The organism is Bowmanella dokdonensis, from assembly GCF_017254865.1.
Taxonomy (GTDB): Bacteria; Pseudomonadota; Gammaproteobacteria; order Enterobacterales; family Alteromonadaceae; genus Bowmanella; species Bowmanella dokdonensis.
On sequence record NZ_JAFKCV010000002.1, the window covers coordinates 396,361 to 413,837 of the forward strand.

Annotated in this window: 18 protein-coding genes; 10 read left to right on the top strand and 8 right to left on the bottom strand. The window is 53.6% G+C overall.

Annotation, left to right across the window (positions count from 1 at the left end; all coding sequences use genetic code 11):
- Positions 1–340 precede the first annotated feature (340 nt).
- Genes J0A66_RS05005 through J0A66_RS05015 form a run of 3 tightly spaced genes read left to right on the top strand, consistent with a single transcriptional unit; the run spans position 341 to position 3,635 of the window.
- Positions 341–763: a MerR family DNA-binding protein gene (locus tag J0A66_RS05005; protein ID WP_206572682.1), complete on the top strand. Its 423-nt coding sequence runs from the start codon at positions 341–343 to the stop codon at positions 761–763.
- A complete protein-coding gene (locus J0A66_RS05010) occupies positions 760–3,267 on the top strand; it encodes a heavy metal translocating P-type ATPase (RefSeq protein WP_241264020.1) in 2,508 nt (835 codons plus the stop codon). Before J0A66_RS05005 ends, J0A66_RS05010 begins: the two co-directional genes overlap by 4 nt.
- Positions 3,264–3,635 carry a cupredoxin domain-containing protein gene (locus tag J0A66_RS05015; protein ID WP_206572683.1) on the top strand — a complete coding sequence of 124 codons (372 nt, stop codon included), beginning with the start codon at positions 3,264–3,266 and terminating at the stop codon, positions 3,633–3,635. Before J0A66_RS05010 ends, J0A66_RS05015 begins: the two co-directional genes overlap by 4 nt.
- On the opposite strand, the gene J0A66_RS05020 is transcribed toward J0A66_RS05015, so the two are convergent.
- Positions 3,632–4,696 (bottom strand): patatin-like phospholipase domain-containing protein, encoded by a 1,065-nt coding sequence (locus J0A66_RS05020; protein WP_206572684.1) that lies wholly within the window; start codon positions 4,694–4,696, stop codon positions 3,632–3,634. The two genes, J0A66_RS05015 and J0A66_RS05020, sit on opposite strands and share 4 nt — an antisense overlap.
- A gap of 67 nt (positions 4,697–4,763) precedes the next feature.
- Entirely contained in the window at positions 4,764–5,141 is a 378-nt protein-coding gene (locus tag J0A66_RS05025) for a VOC family protein (RefSeq protein ID WP_206572685.1), read from the bottom strand.
- Between the two features lie 223 nt (positions 5,142–5,364).
- On the opposite strand from J0A66_RS05025, the gene J0A66_RS05030 reads away from it, so the two are divergent.
- From J0A66_RS05030 to J0A66_RS05055, 6 genes are all read left to right on the top strand, one after another.
- Positions 5,365–5,748, top strand: coding sequence for an ACT domain-containing protein (locus J0A66_RS05030; RefSeq protein WP_206572686.1), 384 nt, complete (start codon positions 5,365–5,367; stop codon positions 5,746–5,748).
- Position 5,749: 1 nt separating this feature from the next.
- The gene (locus J0A66_RS05035) at positions 5,750–6,256 is read left to right on the top strand and encodes a PTS glucose transporter subunit IIA (RefSeq protein ID WP_206572687.1); all 507 of its coding nucleotides are present in this window, start codon (positions 5,750–5,752) and stop codon (positions 6,254–6,256) included.
- 71 nt (positions 6,257–6,327) lie between these two features.
- Entirely contained in the window at positions 6,328–6,678 is a 351-nt protein-coding gene (locus J0A66_RS05040) for an ArsC family reductase (protein ID WP_206572688.1), read from the top strand.
- Positions 6,668–7,798 carry a succinyl-diaminopimelate desuccinylase gene (dapE, locus tag J0A66_RS05045; RefSeq protein WP_206572689.1) on the top strand — a complete coding sequence of 377 codons (1,131 nt, stop codon included), beginning with the start codon at positions 6,668–6,670 and terminating at the stop codon, positions 7,796–7,798. The genes J0A66_RS05040 and dapE overlap by 11 nt, the downstream gene beginning before the upstream one ends.
- Positions 7,792–8,466: a M15 family metallopeptidase gene (locus tag J0A66_RS05050; RefSeq protein ID WP_206572690.1), complete on the top strand. Its 675-nt coding sequence runs from the start codon at positions 7,792–7,794 to the stop codon at positions 8,464–8,466. The genes dapE and J0A66_RS05050 overlap by 7 nt, the downstream gene beginning before the upstream one ends.
- A gap of 20 nt (positions 8,467–8,486) precedes the next feature.
- The gene (locus tag J0A66_RS05055; protein WP_206572691.1) at positions 8,487–8,654 is read left to right on the top strand and encodes a DUF2897 family protein; all 168 of its coding nucleotides are present in this window, start codon (positions 8,487–8,489) and stop codon (positions 8,652–8,654) included.
- 287 nt (positions 8,655–8,941) lie between these two features.
- Here the strand turns inward: J0A66_RS05055 and J0A66_RS05060 are convergent, their stop codons facing one another.
- Together J0A66_RS05060 and J0A66_RS05065 are read right to left on the bottom strand one after the other, a co-directional pair.
- Positions 8,942–9,265, bottom strand: a complete 324-nt coding sequence (locus J0A66_RS05060; RefSeq protein WP_206572692.1) for a heavy metal-binding domain-containing protein — start codon at positions 9,263–9,265, stop codon at positions 8,942–8,944.
- Entirely contained in the window at positions 9,262–9,675 is a 414-nt protein-coding gene (locus tag J0A66_RS05065; protein ID WP_206572847.1) for an HIT domain-containing protein, read from the bottom strand. Before J0A66_RS05065 ends, J0A66_RS05060 begins: the two co-directional genes overlap by 4 nt.
- 53 nt (positions 9,676–9,728) lie before the next feature.
- Here J0A66_RS05065 and J0A66_RS05070 point away from each other — a divergent pair, with 53 nt between their 5' ends.
- Positions 9,729–10,463 (top strand): substrate-binding periplasmic protein, encoded by a 735-nt coding sequence (locus J0A66_RS05070; protein ID WP_206572693.1) that lies wholly within the window; start codon positions 9,729–9,731, stop codon positions 10,461–10,463.
- A 12-nt stretch (positions 10,464–10,475) separates the two neighbouring features.
- On the opposite strand, the gene astE is transcribed toward J0A66_RS05070, so the two are convergent.
- From astE to pgm, 4 genes are all read right to left on the bottom strand, one after another.
- A complete protein-coding gene (gene astE / locus J0A66_RS05075) occupies positions 10,476–11,513 on the bottom strand; it encodes a succinylglutamate desuccinylase (protein ID WP_206572694.1) in 1,038 nt (345 codons plus the stop codon).
- An 81-nt stretch (positions 11,514–11,594) separates the two neighbouring features.
- Positions 11,595–12,908 (bottom strand): putative bifunctional diguanylate cyclase/phosphodiesterase, encoded by a 1,314-nt coding sequence (locus J0A66_RS05080; protein ID WP_206572695.1) that lies wholly within the window; start codon positions 12,906–12,908, stop codon positions 11,595–11,597.
- Positions 12,909–13,043: 135 nt separating this feature from the next.
- Positions 13,044–15,491: a glycogen/starch/alpha-glucan phosphorylase gene (locus J0A66_RS05085; RefSeq protein ID WP_241264045.1), complete on the bottom strand. Its 2,448-nt coding sequence runs from the start codon at positions 15,489–15,491 to the stop codon at positions 13,044–13,046.
- A gap of 311 nt (positions 15,492–15,802) precedes the next feature.
- Positions 15,803–17,446 carry a phosphoglucomutase (alpha-D-glucose-1,6-bisphosphate-dependent) gene (gene pgm, locus J0A66_RS05090; RefSeq protein WP_206572697.1) on the bottom strand — a complete coding sequence of 548 codons (1,644 nt, stop codon included), beginning with the start codon at positions 17,444–17,446 and terminating at the stop codon, positions 15,803–15,805.
- Between the last annotated feature and the right edge of the window lie 31 nt (positions 17,447–17,477).

The window sequence follows — 17,477 nt, forward strand, 5'->3', positions numbered from 1 at the left end:
CTGTATCCCGGTCTAAATATCGGTGGTTCGAACCTATACTGCCAAAATATGATATATATCAATATTTTACGATCCATTTCACTGTCCGGGCTGACGTTACGATATTTTCAACTTCAGTGGCCAAACTGTAATTTTTGTCCTGGTTTCACCGCTTCTGTATCCCTTCTGACTGAACCCCGGTACTTTCATAATCTGTATTCAGGCTCAATAAGTTGAATGATAAAACTATCCTTGACCTGTGAGCGACTCACACCTTTATAGTGTGATTGATCCTAATCAATGGCCCCAGTCAGCACCATGCTAGGCTGGTCGTTAGACTCACTGTCAGAGGTGAACAACAATGCAGGTGGCACAACTAGCCCAAACGCTGAATATCAGCCGCGATACCGTCAGATACTATGTGCGAATTGGCCTTATCAGCCCTGAGCGGGGGGCGGAAAACGGCTACAAACATTTTAGCAAGCAAGATGTTAAGCGGCTGCGCTTTATCTTAAGCGCCAGGGGACTGGGCTTCTCCCTTGACGATATCAAACAACTGCTGGCCGATGCCGACACGGGACAGAGCCCCTGCCCCCATGCCAGAGAGTTGATTGACCAGCACCTTGTGCAGATGGAGCGACGTCTGGCCGATATGCAGCAAATGTTGAAGCAAATGAAAGCGGCCAGAGCAGCCTGGGCTGAACTGCCTGATCGGCCTCCTACCGGGCAGATGATTTGCCATCTGATTGAGGGTTTTCACTTTTCCAGCAAAGAGACAGTATGAACAGCAAAACATCCCATTGCCGCAACACATCGGCACCCCAGAAGATGGCACACGACAAGGATGATAAGGCGGCACCTGGCAAAAGCGGCGCTTGTTGTCATTCAGTCGAGTCAAAGGAAGAAGCCAGCATCGCCCCCCAAACCTGTCACAAGCAGGCCAAAGCGCAGCACCTTACGACTGAAGAAGCCTGCGCTGTAAATCAGCCCGGCACTAAACGCGCATCGTCTGCACAGTCCGATGCCGGGCACGCCGATACCCAGCCGACTTCTGACCACATTCTGCTTGTAGAAGGTGCCAGCTGTGCCAGTTGCGTCAGTAAAATCGAAACGGCGCTTAAAGCGGTGCCGGGTGTCGAACAGGCGCAGATGAACTTTGCCGATCGATCGGTTCAGGTGACAGGCAGCGCCAGTGCCGACCTGTTAATTGCGGCGGTGGAAAAAGCCGGTTATCAGGCAAAAACGGCCGAAGACACAGCCGCAGCCGATTTGCTCGACGAGAAGGAAAAAGCCGACTGGCAGTACTACAAAACCCTGCTTCGCCATACCACTGTGGCATTGGGATTAGGCATTCCATTGATGCTCTACGGTCTGCTCGGTGGCGACATGTCCATCCACAATGACAGCCAGCGCTTTGCCTGGCTGGCGGTGGGGTTGGTAACCCTGGCAGTGATGATTATCTCGGGTAAGCACTTTTTTATTGGTGCCTGGAAATCCCTGCTTAATCACAATGCCAATATGGATACCCTGATCGCCCTTGGCACCGGCACCGCCTGGCTGTATTCCATGGTGGTGGTGCTGTTTCCTGAGTGGTTACCGCAATTGGCTCGTCATGTGTATTTCGAGGCCACGGCCATGATCATCGGACTGATTGATCTGGGCCTGGCACTGGAGATTAAAGCCAGGGGCAAAACCTCCCAGGCCATCAAACGCCTGATCGGGCTGCAAGCCAAAACCGCCAGGCTGATAGAAGGCGACAACGAGCGGGATATTCCCATTGAGCAAGTACAAAAAGGCCAGATATTGCGGGTCCGTCCCGGCGAAAAAATCCCGGTGGACGGTGAAGTGCTGGAGGGCCACTCCAGCATTGACGAATCCATGCTCACCGGCGAACCGATGCCAGTGGTCAAGTCCGCAGGTGATGCCGTGGTGGCCGGTACCCTGAATAAAAGTGGCAGTTTGCTGTTTAAAGCCACCCGGGTGGGCAAGGACACGGCCCTGGCGCAGATTATCCAGATGGTCAAACGGGCACAAAATGCCAAACCGCCCATCGGCAGAATGGCCGATGCCATCGCGGCCTATTTTGTACCCGTGGTGATGATTATTGCCATTGTCAGTGCACTTGTCTGGCTCAACTTTGGGCCTGATCCCAGTGTGGCCTATGCGGTCATTGCCGCCACGACGGTGCTGATTATCGCCTGTCCCTGTGCGTTGGGTCTGGCCACCCCCATGTCGGTGATGGTGGGGGTTGGCAAAGCCGCAGAGGCAGGGGTGCTGATCCGAAATGGTGAAGCGCTGCAACTGGCTTCCAGCATTGATGTAATGGTGCTGGACAAAACCGGCACGGTGACAGAAGGCAAGCCCAAAGTCACGGATATTGTGCTGATCAATGCCACCGATGAGCATCAGGTATTGCAGCAGGTGGCCAGCCTCGAAGCTGGCTCGGAACACCCGTTGGCGCTGGCGATTGTTGAATCGGCTAATGACAGAGGCATTAAGGTATCCAAGGTCCAGGGATTCAATGCCATTACCGGACAGGGCGTCGAAGCAGAGTTGTCTGGTCAGCGACTATCCTTTGGCAATCTGAAGCTGATGCAGGAAAAAGGCGTTGAGCTTGGCAACGCAAAAGAAAAGGCCCAGCAATTAGCCGAACAGGCAAAAACCCCCATGTACTTTGCCAAAGACGGAAAATTGATGGCGATTATCGCCGTGGCCGACCCCATCAAGACTGATTCACTATCGGCGATTAAACGCCTGCAAAAATTGGGTATTCGATTGGTGATGCTGACCGGTGATAATCAGGCCACCGCCAAAGCCATTGCCGCGCAGGTTGGCATTGAAGAGTTTATCGCCGAGGTGCTGCCAGAGGATAAGGCCGCGAAAATAGCCTCCTTGCAGCAATCCGGCGCCGTGGTAGGGATGACCGGGGATGGCATTAACGATGCCCCTGCCCTGGCCAAAGCTGACGTCGGTTTTGCCATCGGTACCGGTACGGATGTGGCGATAGAAAGCGCTGATATCACCCTGATGCGCGGTTCATTGCATGGACTGGCCGACGCCGTGGCCGTGAGTAAAGCGACCCTTAGCAATATCAAACAAAACCTGTTTGGTGCCTTTATCTACAACGTGGCCGGTATTCCGGTGGCCGCCGGTATTCTGTATCCCTTTTTTGGTTTGCTGCTAAGCCCGGTGATCGCCGGCGCAGCCATGGCTTTCTCTTCGTTGACGGTGGTAAGCAACGCCAACCGTCTGCGGTGGTTCAACCTGGGACAAGGAGACAGATCATGATGCTCATCAACCTTATCGGCTTGCTGTTGATCGCGCTGATTATCTGGTGGTTCTGGCTGTATAAGGGGCAGAGTCAGGCAGTAGGAGATGAACCGGTGCAAGTGCTGGTGAAAGACGGCAGCTACCAACCTGCCCGGTTAACCCTGAAGGCGGGTGCCGCCGCTTCACTGGTGTTTAAACGAGAGGATGCCTCTCCCTGTGCCGAGCAGGTGGTGTTTCCCGGCCTCGATCTGAGTGAAACCTTACCCCTGGACAAGCCGGTAACAGTGCAGTTGCCGCCCCTGGCGCCGGGTACCTATGCCTTCCATTGCCAGATGCAGATGTACCGGGGTGAGCTTCATGTGACAGACAATGGAAACCGGAATTAACGGGCAAACTCTATGGGCGTGATCAGGTGGGCAATGTCCCGCTGCTCTACCAGTTGCATAAAAGTCTCGCCCAGACGATCAGACTCGGACAGTACTTTCTGCCAGTAAGGAATACGCTGCTGCGGTGACATGGTCTCAAAATCCCTGCGATCCGGAATTTTGCCAAACGGCAGTGAGGCGACAAATTCCGCCGAGGGGACCACCATCAGAACTTTGTCATAGCTGGCTAACCTGGGGCGACGGAATTTGAGGGATTTGTCGAACCAACCGGGTGTCGGACGGGGAAAAAAATGCGGATAAAGTACCAGTCCCGGCTCAGGGCCGAAGGACAAGTCAAAGTGGTAGTCGATGATGCCGCCATCCCGGTACATACCGGGCGGCGCGCCTGGGATATCCCGTACTCCTTCCAGAACCACAGGAATGGAACCTGAAGCCATCAGCGCCGCTTTAAGATTCTGTTCACTGAGATCGACATGCAAACAAGGCATCCCATGGGGATCGGTTATCTGCAAACCGCTGCCCGGTGTGCCGAAGGCGTAGCGCTGGTAGAAACCCGACAGCAACCGGCGCCTGAACAAATTGGCGCCTGCGCTGGCCAGCAGGCCTGCCATCTGCAGGGGCCTGGGTTCCAGGGCTGTGAGACCGCGACACCGGGCCACAATAAAATGCACTTTAATACGGGAGTTGTGGATAATTTCTTCTATCCCGGACTGACCCAGTACGTAGTCGAGCAAGGCCCTGCCTTTCTCACTGATTTCGGCAGTATCGGGGCGTTCAGAATAGACGGTTTGCGAATAGCGCTCGGCCAGTCGATTGCTGGCAGCGAGGGGATTTTTCTGGGCAAAACAGGCAAAACGAAAGGCCCCAGCCGATGAGCCAATGGCCTGAAGGGGCCGCGTGCGGTGCGCAAAAAACTCAGGGAAAATCACTCTGTCCAGTCCGGCCAGCACGAACCATTTGGGTCCCCCTGACGCCCCTAACAGATAATCGAACAATCCCTGATGCAAACCCTGTTGCTGAATTTCCTTTAGTGCCGTCGGTCCGGCATACAACTCCAGCATGAATACATAACTTCCCGAAAACGGCCAAGGCGCTCAGTATAACCGGATGCGCAAATCAGGCACAGTCTCAGTTCTGCTCAAACAACGCACACACTGCGCCGGCCGGGTCCTGAATGACCCGATATCGGCTCTGGCCGTATGACTTGACTTCGGTCAGGCACTTGCCGCCCCGTTTCACCACTTCCTGAGTGGACTGTTCCAGATTCTCAACCGCAAAGTACAATAGCCACTGGGCAGGCAAATCGGCATTGGTCCCTCTTGCATGACAGATACCGGCCAGATCCTTGCCCGTTTGCGGGTTTCGCATGCTGAAATCATCGTACCCCCCCATATCGACAGGTTTTACCTGCCACCCCACTACCGCGGTATAGAAGTCTTTGACCTGATCGGCATGCTCCACGGTCAGATCCTGCCACAATACCTGGCCAATCGTTGTCTTATCCATCCGTTGTCTCCGCAAATTGATCAGGTTTCAGTCTAGCACTGTTGATAATTCCGGCACTGTAGAAAATCCCACCAGAGAAAATTAATCATTTTAAAACAGTAAGTTATCCACCTTATAAAGAGAACTCAACAAGGTTATCCACAGATATCGTGGATAACCTTCTGCTTGCGTTGATCTGTCCCCTTGCGCACAATTGAGTCTACTTTTCAGGACAGGACGTTTCATGCCCAAACAGACCCTCGCTATCTTACCGGAAACTTTCACCATCTATAGTCTGCCGGTGGATAACGAGTTACCTTCTGCCGTACTGCAATCGAGCCTTTACTTTATCGGTAAGACCAGGGATGAACTGTCCATTGTGGTTCCCGACACCGTGCAGGTCGAATCGGATATGTCCGATCCCGACTGGCGGGTACTGGAAGTGTTAGGCCCGCTGCAACTGTCCATGGTAGGCATTATGGCCCGCATCGGCTCGGTACTGGCAGCGGCCAGGGTCAGCATTTTTGTAGTGTCCACCTTTGAAACAGATTACTTTCTGGTTAAAAAGGACGATCTGGCAAAGGCTAAAGACGCCCTGCTCAAAGACGGTTACAAGGTAACCGGCTAGGGTGCTGCCAAACCCCAACCTGGTGGTGCTCACTGCGCCGGAGTCCTCCAAAGTTAAGCTTTCCCTGCTGTCTCCTGTCAGTGGCACGGTTATGACCCTGCACCAATTGGAAAGCCCTTTATACTCCAGTGGTTTAATGGGGCTGGGAGTAGGCATAGCCCCTAGCGGATACAAACTGTTAGCCCCTTTTGAAGGTAGGGTAAGCAGTATCAGTCCCACCCGGGAGCAAATCCGGCTTAGAAGTCGCCAGGGCCTGGACCTTCTTTTACAGGTGGGCCTGGACAGTCACAAACTGATGACCCAGGGTTTCAGGCTGCATTGCCAGCCAGGCGACAAGATTGAGAGCGGCCAGCTTCTGCTGGAGTTTGATCTGACCCTGCTGCGGGAGCGAGCCATCTCTCCCCTCTGTCTGGTACTCATACCACAGTTAAAGAAGCTTCAGGCCATCCAGGCCCATTGTTTCAAAGTCATGGCAGGTGAAGACCCCTGCATGACGTTGCATTTTTAAACCCAGTCCTTTGATTTTTCCGGTCGCTGAATTAAGCTAACCAGCCCTCCGAACCAGATACCGCGTGAGATATGACCACCCTGTACGGCATCAAAAACTGTGACACTATCAAAAAAGCCCGCCACTGGCTGGAAACCAGACAGATCCCTTATGAGTTCCATGATTACCGTCAGCAGGGACTGGACAAACGCTGGCTGCAAGAGGTCGCGCAAAGGATAGACTGGCAATTACTGCTGAACACCCGCGGCACCACTTTTCGCCAGCTTGCCGACGAGCAAAAAGCCGCTTTGGATCAGGACAAGGCTATCTTGCTGATGTGCCAATACCCGGCCATGATTAAACGCCCTCTGCTTGAACATCAGGGGCAATATCATCTTGGTTTTAAGGCTGATCACTACGAGAGTCTGTTCGATGCAAAATGACGTGCTGGCTCTGGCCAAAGCCCTTATCAACAGAGACTCTGTGACTCCCAATGATGCCGGTTGTCAGACCCTGATGGCGGAGTTTCTGCGGCCCCTAGGCTTTGACATCGAAATGTTGCCCTTTGAAGATACCCAGAACATGTGGGCCCGCAAAGGTAAAAATGGGCCCCTGTTCTGCTTCGCCGGACATACCGATGTAGTACCGGCCGGTCCGTTGAACCAGTGGCACACCCCACCGTTCAAAGCCACGGAAAAAGACGGTTACCTCTATGGCCGTGGCGCAGCCGACATGAAAGGCAGCCTCGCCGCTATGCTGGTGGCTACCCGCAACTTTATCGATAAACATCCCCACCATGACGGCTCCATCGCCTTTCTGATCACCAGTGACGAGGAGGGCCCCTTTATTAACGGCACCACCCGGGTGGTGGATACCCTCGAAGCCCGCAATGAAAAGATGACCTGGTGTCTGGTGGGCGAACCGTCCAGTACCAGCGAAGTGGGCGACGTGGTCAAGAACGGCCGACGGGGGTCCCTCACAGGCCACCTGACCGTCAAAGGGATCCAGGGCCATGTGGCCTACCCGCATCTGGCCAGAAACCCGGTGCATGAGGCCGCCCCGGCCCTGGCCGAGCTGGCGGCAATAAAATGGGACAATGGCAACACGTATTTTCCGCCAACCAGTTTTCAGATTTCCAATATCAGCGCAGGGACAGGGGCCGGCAACGTGATCCCGGGAACCTTATCGGTACAGTTTAATTTTCGGTTTTCCACCGAACTGACGGATAGGCAACTGATTGAGAAAACCCGGCAGATCCTTGACAGACACCAACTGGATTATGACCTGGACTGGACCTTCAACGGACAACCCTTTTTGACAGACAGCGGCGAATTAGTGGAAGCGACCCGGACTGCCATCGAAACGGTCTGCGGCAGACGCACCGAGCTTTCCACCGCCGGTGGCACCTCCGATGGCCGCTTTATCGCCCCCACCGGCGCTCAGGTCATTGAGCTTGGTCCGGTCAACGCAACTATCCATAAGGTCAACGAGTGCGTGAAAATCGATGATTTGTACAAGCTCGCTGACACCTATCAAGCCATTCTCGCCAGGCTGCTATGCTGAGCGCGGCCCAGCTCACCGGGCAGGATGACAGTCTGCTGGTTGAAGTCGGCGACGGCCACAGGTTGTTGGAACAAGTGGCGGAAGACTTTATTCGTATGCAGCAGGCCGCCCGGAATGCAGGAATCGATCTCGCGCTGGTCAGCAGTTATCGTTCTTTTGACCGGCAACTGACCATCTGGAATGAAAAATGGCAGGGCAAGCGACCCATCCTGGATAAAGCCGGCCTGCCATTGCCCACAGAAGAGTTAAACGACGAAGAAAAGCTGGCCGCTATCCTGACCTGGTCAGCCCTGCCAGGCGCAAGCCGTCATCATTGGGGCACGGATATGGATCTGTTCGACGCCGAACAAGTCAAAAGACAGGGCCATGTATTTGAACTGGTGGCAGCAGAGTACCAGCCAGGAGGTCCCTGCTATGGCCTGGCAACCTGGCTGAAACAGCACGCCAGCCGATATGGCTTCTTTCGTCCTTATGACCAATACTATGGCGGAGTAGCTGTTGAACCCTGGCATGTGAGCCACCGGGAGAGCGCCCTAACCTTTGAAACTCAACTTAGCCTGTCGGTACTGACCGAAGTGATCAGGCAAGCCGATATCCTGGGCAAGCAGTTGGTTCTGGAGAGGCTGTCCGGGATCTACCAACGGTATATTCGGTTACCCTCAGTCTGAACCAAACCGGGAATTAGTTAATGAACTGGATAATCATAGGTATTGTTGCCCTGGCGCTGGGCCTGGTCGTGGGCAATCTGATGCTGCTCAAGCACAGCGCCAACACCAAAATGCCCTCCCTGAAGGATAAGAAACCCGGACAAGACCAGGGCTATGACAATGAGAACTGGGACGACGACGACTACTAGGGCGTGCTTATCTTTCATATTGACGCTCTGCTGGAGGTCATTTTTTTGCCCAGCAAGGAAGAAGGAGTGCGGTTTAGTGGGCCTAAATAAGCGACTGATAACGCCGCTGGACGGAAAAATGAACCCAGCCCGAAGGGTTGAGAGCTAAAAATCCCTCACTCTGCGTTGCTCCCAACTTGTTTAGATGGCTAAACGGCGTTACTCGCGCCTTGATTGAGGGATTTTTAGCTCTCAACAGAGAACAATATGAAAGATAAACACGCCCTAGAGCACCGAGTGCTCTAAAATCACCCCCGGTAACGCACCGCCGTGCCACTGATGCTGACCATCAGCATGCTCCCCTTGCTGCCCACCACCTGATAGTCAATATCCACGGCCAGCACGGCGTTGGCGCCTAGCATGCGTGCCTCATTTTCCAGTTCACCAAAGGCGATTTTGCGGGCCCGGGTCAGCTCTTCCTCATAGGCGCCAGACCGTCCCCCGACTATGTCGCGGATAGAAGCGAAAATATCAGAAAACAAGTTGGCGCCCATTACGGCTTCACCGACTACGACCCCCAGATAAGCCTCTACTTCCTTGCCGTCCAGATGATGGGTGGTACTGACTATCATGACATTTCCTCAATAAGTTGTTGTAAGGCAAAGCACTCTTCATCCTGCCTTTGTGGGGGATACGCTGTTGCCGGTACTTTACCCCAGACCGGCGCCGGCCAGGCCAGATCGTTCTCGAAACGGGCGATATGGTGCAGATGCAGTTGCGCCACAACATTGCCTAGTGCAGCAATATTCAGCTTGTACGGCTGGTAACGGCTTTGCATGACCCGGCTGAGTAAGGCCGATTCACGCCAGAGACGTTGCTGGCTGGATTCATCCAGATCGATAATCTCCCTGACGCCCTTCACCCTTGGCACCAGAATGGTCCAGGGGTAATGGCAGTCGTTCATCAGCAGCACCGAGCACAAAGGCAACTGCGCAATGACAAAACAGTCCTGCTGCAGTCTGGGATCCAGTTGAAACATCATCATTTAATCGTTAGCCTGAGTCTCAGTCACATATAGCAGTTTTAAGCCCCTGGATGAAGAGTCTTTTTTCCCTCACTCGCTTTTCCCCTGCGGCAAGCGTTACTCTGCTCTGCCTGTTGAGCTCTTTGTTTGTCTTATCAGCCAGGGCAGCCAATCCCTTGTTTGTAGTGACAGAGCTCTCTCCGCCAGCCCAAACCCTGGTGGATGGCAGGGTCAGCGGCACGGTCACCCAACGGGTCCGTGATCTACTAAGGCGAGCCGGTCTCGAGGGACAATTTCACGTGTTTCCCTGGGCACGGGCCTATGAGCTGGCTCTGGTCCGCCCCAATACCCTCATCTATGCCATGGCACGCACACCGGCACGGGAAAGCCAGTTCAAGTGGATAGCGCCGGTAGGCCGCTACAGCCTGGGCTTTATGAAACTGACCCGCCACACCTCGCTGAAACTGGAGAATGCGCAGCAGGCCAAAATCTATCTGACAGCCGTGCAGCGCAAGGATGTAGCAGTCGAAGTATTGTCAGACCTGGGCTTCAGGGAGGATGATAATCTGCTTTTGACCGCCGATATCCAGCAATCCTGGGAACTGTTACTAAAAGGAAAAGTGGATTTTGTTATTGATGATCCGGCTGCGATCCAGGATCTGCTCGATAAGCATAATCTCAGCCCTGAACAAGTGACCTTTGAACTTATGTTGCCTCAGTTGGAGCAACTCACCTATCTGGCAGCCAGTCTGGAGACCGATGACGCGCTGGTAGAAAAGCTCAGAGCGGCCCACCTGCCACTCTGATTCCGTCGCCATTCAGGCCTCAATGGAGGTCGGCACCACCGTCAGCAAAGCCCGCTGCCCCAATGCGACCTTGGCATTGGGAAAGACAATAGCTTCCCCTTCCTCTTCCACCCTGTAGGCCGCTCCTGGCTCTTCGGCCAATAGATGGCCTACTGGAAAGTCGGTAAAATTGGGCACATCGTCGGCAAAATTCAGGCGAAAATCCTCTTTTGTGCGATTAATCACCTGATGGACGCGGAAAATATGGAAATCTTCCTGCCGGTAAGGCGGCAAGTCCACAGATTCCTGGCAGATCAGCTTCTCCAGGGTCTCCCTCACATCGGCAAAGGCGCCCATATCATTCGCACCAAATGGCCGCACCTTCCCCAGTTCGACGGTAAAGGCATCGGCGCCAAATTCGTTGGAGGAATAGTAGCTGAAGGTGGTGGTGGGGCCGTTGGACAACAGGATGGTATTCACCCCACAAGCAAGCAGAAACTGCAACTGGGAGGCTTTCCAGGGCTGACCGTGCCGGTAGGGGTAGACGGCAAATTTGTCATTTTTGGAGGCACGAATGGCCGTATGCAAATCATAATGACAACGATAGTCCTGGCCCATGGCCTGTCCCGCCTGATAAAAATCCGCCACCGCCTGTTCCAGTTCCAGAGCGCGCCGTCTTTCCTGGTTAACCAAACCTGGACCTTTGGAATGAGCGCCGCTGAACAAGCGGTTCATGTTTTCTTCGACAAAACGCTCGCCAATGTCCATGGCCGGCAGATTGCCAAACAGGAACAACACCCTATGGCAGGCCTGCAGGTCCTCGCGCAGCAGCAAGCTGACCAGCTCGTCACAGATCTCTATGGGAGCGGTTTCATTGCCGTGTACTCCACAGGAAAGGATAATGTCCTTACCCAGCGGATTGGCCGGGGTAAAACTGATGATACCCGCAGAAGTGATGCTCACCCGCGTGCCGTTTTCCAGCTTGAATGCCGTTTCATTGGTAAAGGACGCCGGCTGAGTGCGGCTGAGTTGCAGGAAGTTTCCTTGCTGACGTAACTGAGTCTCAAGCATATGACTGTCTGTCTGGTAGAAAATTGGCGCTAGTCTAGCAGAATTGGGCCTCTGGAGGGCATATGCCCAGGGGAGTTTTTCTCAACTGACCCGGCTGCGGTACGCCAGTGAAGTCCCAACCATAAAATCCGTTTGGGTCAGGGTAAGCAGTTCGTCAAAGGGCACAGCCCTGGAGAACAGAAAGCCCTGGCCGATCTCTATGCCCATGTCTCTGAGCAGATGCAGATGTTCGACTGTCTCTATCCCTTCGGCGATCACCCGGCAACCCAGGGCGGCGGCGATAAGTTGGGAAGCCTGGATAATGGCTTTGTTAACCGGATTGCTGTCCAGTCCCATTACGAAGGTTTTGTCTATCTTGATGGTGTCCAGGGCAATATCGCGGATATAAGCAAGATTTGAATAGCCCTTCCCAAAATCGTCCACCGCAATACTCAGCCCCAACGCCTTGACCTCGGCCAACTGGCGTTTGACCAGCAGCGAATTGGACAGGGCCACATCTTCCGTCAGTTCCAGCTCCAGCTTACTCAAATCCAGCCCATATTGCCGGGCGAGTTTGCCTACTTTGCTGACAAAGTTCGCATCGTATAGCTGGGTAGGTGAAATATTCACTGACACTTTCAGACCTATGCCCCTGCTTTGCAGTTCAAAGGCGCTGCGAAAAGCTCTTTCCAGCACCCAGTAGCCAACCTCGTTCATCATATTGTAGGATTCAGCCGCCTCAATGAAGCTGCCAGGCACTATGATTCCGTCCAGTGGATGGTTCCAACGAAGCAAACATTCCGCTCCCACTATCTGCAGGCTTTGCAGGTTTACCTTGGGCTGAAAATAGAGCTCCAGTTCATCATTGGCAAACGCACGCTTCAGATCAGCTTTGAGTGCCAGCGACCGGCCGGACTCCGGTTTTTCACTCAGGCGAACCAGTTGGAAGTTATCGTATTTGTTTTGCTTGGCCTGCTTCAGTGCACTTTCGGCACCGGAAAACAGCAGGCTGATGTCTTTGTTGTGGGCCAGGTTGGCCACCGCGCCCACATTAAAATCCGCCACAAAAGCGTTCTCATCGAAACTGATAGGGGTTTTGAAGTGTTCGACAAGGTGACTGTAAAATCCCCGTAACTGCATATCCGAGTGAATGCCGGGCAACATCAGGCCGAAGATGTCACCACTGATCCGGCCAAGAACCGCATCTTTGCCAAAGAGTTTTTTGATGCGAAGGGCTACTTCCTCAAGTATCACATCGCCGACCCGATAGCCAAAACTGCTGCTCACATCGGAAAATCTGACCACATCGATAAGCAGCAGAGACAGATGTACGTCACGGCTCACTTCCCGCTGGATGCAATCGAGGAAAGCATAGCGGTTAGGAATGGTCGCCAGGGACTGAAAGATTACACTCATTGAGTACTACAACACCTCTCGTAAGCTGGCTGAATTTTATCCTGTGTACCAGGTAAAAAAAAAGCCCAAAGGGAAACTTTGGGCTTTTTAGGGTAAAAGTGCAGCGAAACGGCGAAATTCTCGCGCTTTGCTGACTCAGTCCACCAGACAGGGTGCCAGTTTCCAAACGCGCTCTACATAATCGAGAATAGAACGATCCGAGGTGAACTTGCCCATCCTGGCAGTGTTCAGGATGGCTTTACGGGCCCATCCCCGTTTATCCCTGTAAGCCTTGTCGGCTTTTTTCTGCGCTTCGGAATAGGCATCAAAATCCGCCAGCACCAGATAGGGATCGCCCCCATCGAGTAAACTCTGCTTTACGGAAGCCAGCTCTCCAGGCTTGCCGGGCGTGAAATAATCTGTCTCAAGCCAATCCAGAATCGCCTTGATCTCGCGGCTTGAGTCGTAATAGTCATAAGGACTGTGACCGGCTTGTTGGATCTTGTGGACCTGTTCCACCGTCAGACCAAAGATAAAGATGTTTTCATCGCCCACCTCTTCGGCAATCTCTATGTTGGCCCCATCGAGAGTACCCACAGTCAATGCACCGTTAAGGGCGAGTTTCATATTGCCGGTACCCGAGGCTTCCTTTCCTGCAGTGGATATCTGTTCGGAAATATCTGCCGCCGGGATCATCTTCTCAGCCAGGCTGACCCGGTAATTGGGCAGGAAGACCACTTTAAGCTTGTGGTTAACCCGTTTGTCCTGATTGATCTTATCTGCCACTTTGTTAATGGCGTAGATGATGTCCTTGGCCAGCTTGTAGCCGGGCGCTGCCTTCGCACCGAACAGGAATGCCCTGGGATGCATATCATAGTCTGGGTTTTCCAGCAGACGACGGTAGAGGGCAAGGATATGCAACAGGTTCAGGTGCTGACGCTTGTATTCGTGCAGACGCTTGATCTGTACGTCGAAGATCATACTGGCGTCCAGCTCCACCCCGGTCAGTCTTTTAACCTCATCCGCCAGAGCCTGTTTGTTGTCATGCTTGATTTGCATGAACTGATTTTGGAACTGGGTATCGTCGGCAAAATTGGCCAGCCCTTGTAACTTGTTCAGGTGCAGTGGCCAGTCTTCGCCTATCTTGCTGGAAATGAGCTGCGATAGCTTGGGATTACAGGCCTTAAGCCAGCGTCTTGGCGTAATGCCGTTGGTCACATTGGTTAACTTACCGGGCCAGAGTTGTTCGAATTCGGGAAACAGTTGCTCCCTGACCAGCCTGGAATGGATTTCCGCCACGCCGTTGACGGCGAAAGAACCGATCACCGACAAGTTCCCCATGCGAATCATCTTCTCGCTGCCCTCTTCGATAATGGACAGCTTGCGTTTCATGGCATCGTTGCCGGGCCATTTTTCCGCCACCCGCTCCATAAATCTGTGATTGATCTCATAGATGATTTCCAGATGGCGGGGCAGGATTTTCTCCAGCATGCGCGCCGGCCATCTTTCCAGCGCTTCTGGCAACAAGGTATGGTTGGTATAGGCGAAGGTGCGGGTGCTGATATCCCAGGCCTTGTCCCAATCCATCTCAGCCCTGTCCACCAGGATACGCATCAGCTCGGGGATGGCGATCGCCGGATGGGTATCGTTGAGCTGGATCACGACCTGCTCTGCAAACCGGCTCCAGTCGTCACCGTGGGCCCGCTTGTAACGGCGGATAATGTCCTTGAGAGAGCAGGCGCAGAAAAAGTACTGCTGAATCAGACGCAGCTCCTTGCCGGCCTCGGTTTCGTCATTCGGGTACAACACCTTGGAGATGGTTTCCGCCTGGATATTTTCGCGCTGGGCATCCACATAACCGCCGGCGTTGAACACGTCCCAGTTGAAATAATCGGACGCCTGGCTTTCCCATAAACGCAGCACGTTGACGGTCTTGCCGCCATAGCCCACCACCGGAATATCCCAGGGTACCCCTTTGACGATGGAGCCAGGATGCCATTCCTTGCGCATCTGTCCTTTCTCGCCGTATTTGGTCTCTACATATCCGTACAGGGGAATTTCCTGGATGGATTCCGGCCGGCAGATTTCCCATGGATTGCCATAATCTCGCCAACTGTCGGGTCGCTCAATCTGTGCGCCGTTCTGGATTTCCTGGCGGAACAGGCCATGTTCATAGTGCAGGCCGTAACCAATAGCCGGCATCTGCAGGGTCGCCAGGGAATCGATAAAACAGGCGGCCAGACGCCCCAGACCACCATTACCCAAAGCCATATCCGGCTCTTCTTCCATCACATCGGTCAGATTGACCCCCAACTCCATCATGGCCTGCTGGGTCTTTTCAAACAGGCCAAGGTTGTGCAGGTTATTAGACATCAGCCGGCCCATCAAAAATTCGGCAGAGAAATAATGTACCGCGCGGGTGTCGTTCAGATAATGAGTCTTTTGCGTCCTGCGCAGACGCTCCATCACCTGTTCCTGCACCGCCGCACAAGCCGCCTTCCACCAGGCGTGGTTATTGGCCTTGTTTTCGTCGGTGCCCAGGGTGCAATGCAGGTGACGCACAATGGCCTGCTTAATATCGTTCTTGGTCAGATCATTCAGCATCAGGGCATCCTGCTGCTTTTCCGGATTCTTTTTTGCCTTAGTCATAGAGGCCTCCATTTAGCTTGCGACTGAGCCGGGGCTGCGCCTTCTGGCGTCATCAGATTGAAGTCGGCCTTCCATGACCACCGACAATCTCCCTACCGCTCTTGTAATAAAATTACAGAATAAATTTAGTTTAATGCTTTTGGAGGATTTTAAAATGGTGTTTTTGTTATTTTTTAGTTAAAAAAAAGACCCAACTCAGCGAATCGGGTCTTTTTTCGTCATAAATTTACATTTAAGTTACATATATAAAACAGTCTTGCAACAAACTATTCCTCGAATACCTGATCGACCAATTGCTGGGCCTCATTTAATAACAGATCCAGATGGTCTTCGCCCTTGAAACTTTCTGCATAGATCTTATACACCGCTTCGGTGCCCGAAGGCCGGGCTGCAAACCAGCCATTCTCGGTGCAGACCTTGACGCCGCCAATGGCAGCATCGTTGCCCGGTGCCCGGGTCAGTATCTGGGTGATGGGCTCGCCAGCCAGATGCGTTGAGCTCACCACATCCGGGTTCATACTACTGAGCTTGGCCTTTTGAGCCGAATTGGCCGCCACATCCATACGCTTGTAACAGGGGTCCCCATGTTCACTGGCCAGTTGCTGATAAGCCTGGTGCGGATCTTTTCCCGTCACGGCCAGGATTTCGGCAGCCAACAGACACAGGATAATGCCGTCCTTGTCAGTGGCCCAGGCCTGTCCGTCACGCCGCAGGAAGATTCCCCCGGCGCTTTCCTCTCCGGCAAATCCCATATTACCTTCCAGCATATGGGGCACGAACCACTTGAAGCCCACCGGCATTTCCGCCAGCTCCCGGCCAAGGGATTTGGCCACCCTGTCTATCATACTGCTGGAAACCAGAGTCTTGCCTATGGTCAGATTGGTCCGCCAGTCTGGCCGGTGGCGGTAAAGATAATCAATGGCAGCAGCCAGGTAGTGATTGGGGTTCATCAACCCGCCAGTGCGGGTGACAATGCCATGGCGATCGAAATCCGCATCATTGCCAAAAGCCAGGTCAAACTTGTCTTTCATTTCAATCAGACCGGCCATGGCATAGGGAGAAGAACAATCCATACGGATCTTGCCGTCCTTGTCCAGATGCATAAAGCCAAAGGTGGGGTCGATGCGCTGATTGACCACCTGAATATTGAGATGGTAGCGCTCGGCTATCCTTGACCAGTAGCCAGCCCCTGCACCGCCCAGGGGGTCAGTGCCAAGGCTGAGTCCGGCATCGGCAATGGCCCGCATGTCCACCACCTGATCCAAGTTATCTATATAGTCCGTGGCAAAATCGCGTTCCACAACCTGACCACTGCGCAGGGCTGCGGTAAAATCCATTCTTTTAACATCACGCAGCTCCCGGGCAATCAGATCATTGGCGCGGATCTGAATCTGATTTGTCACCTGGGTATCAGCCGGCCCCCCATGGGGCGGGTTGTATTTGAAACCACCATCTTCAGGAGGGTTGTGTGACGGCGTAATAACCACGCCATCCCCCAGCCCGTTGGCGCGGCCCTGATTGTGCTGCAAAATGGCGAAGGAAATAGCCGGTGTCGGGGTATAACCCCGCTGATGTTCCACTACCAGTTTAACCCCGTTGGCGGCAAGCACTTCCACCGCCGTGATAAACGCCGGCTCGGACAAGGCATGGGTATCCATGCCCATAAACAGGGGACCGTCTATACCGTTGGCCTGACGATATTCCGCCAGGGCCTGACAGATGGCGGCAATGTGAAAGTCATTGAAGGTACAAAGCACCGAGCTGCCGCGGTGCCCGGAGGTGCCGAAGGCCACCGCATGCGCAGGATTGCCCTTGTCCGGTTTATTGCTGTAGTAAGCGGCGACCAGTCGTGGAATATTGGCCAACTGATCTGAACTGGCAGGTTTTCCCGCAAATGCATGCAGTGTCATCCTTGTCTCCTTGTTAATTAATTAAAGCCTG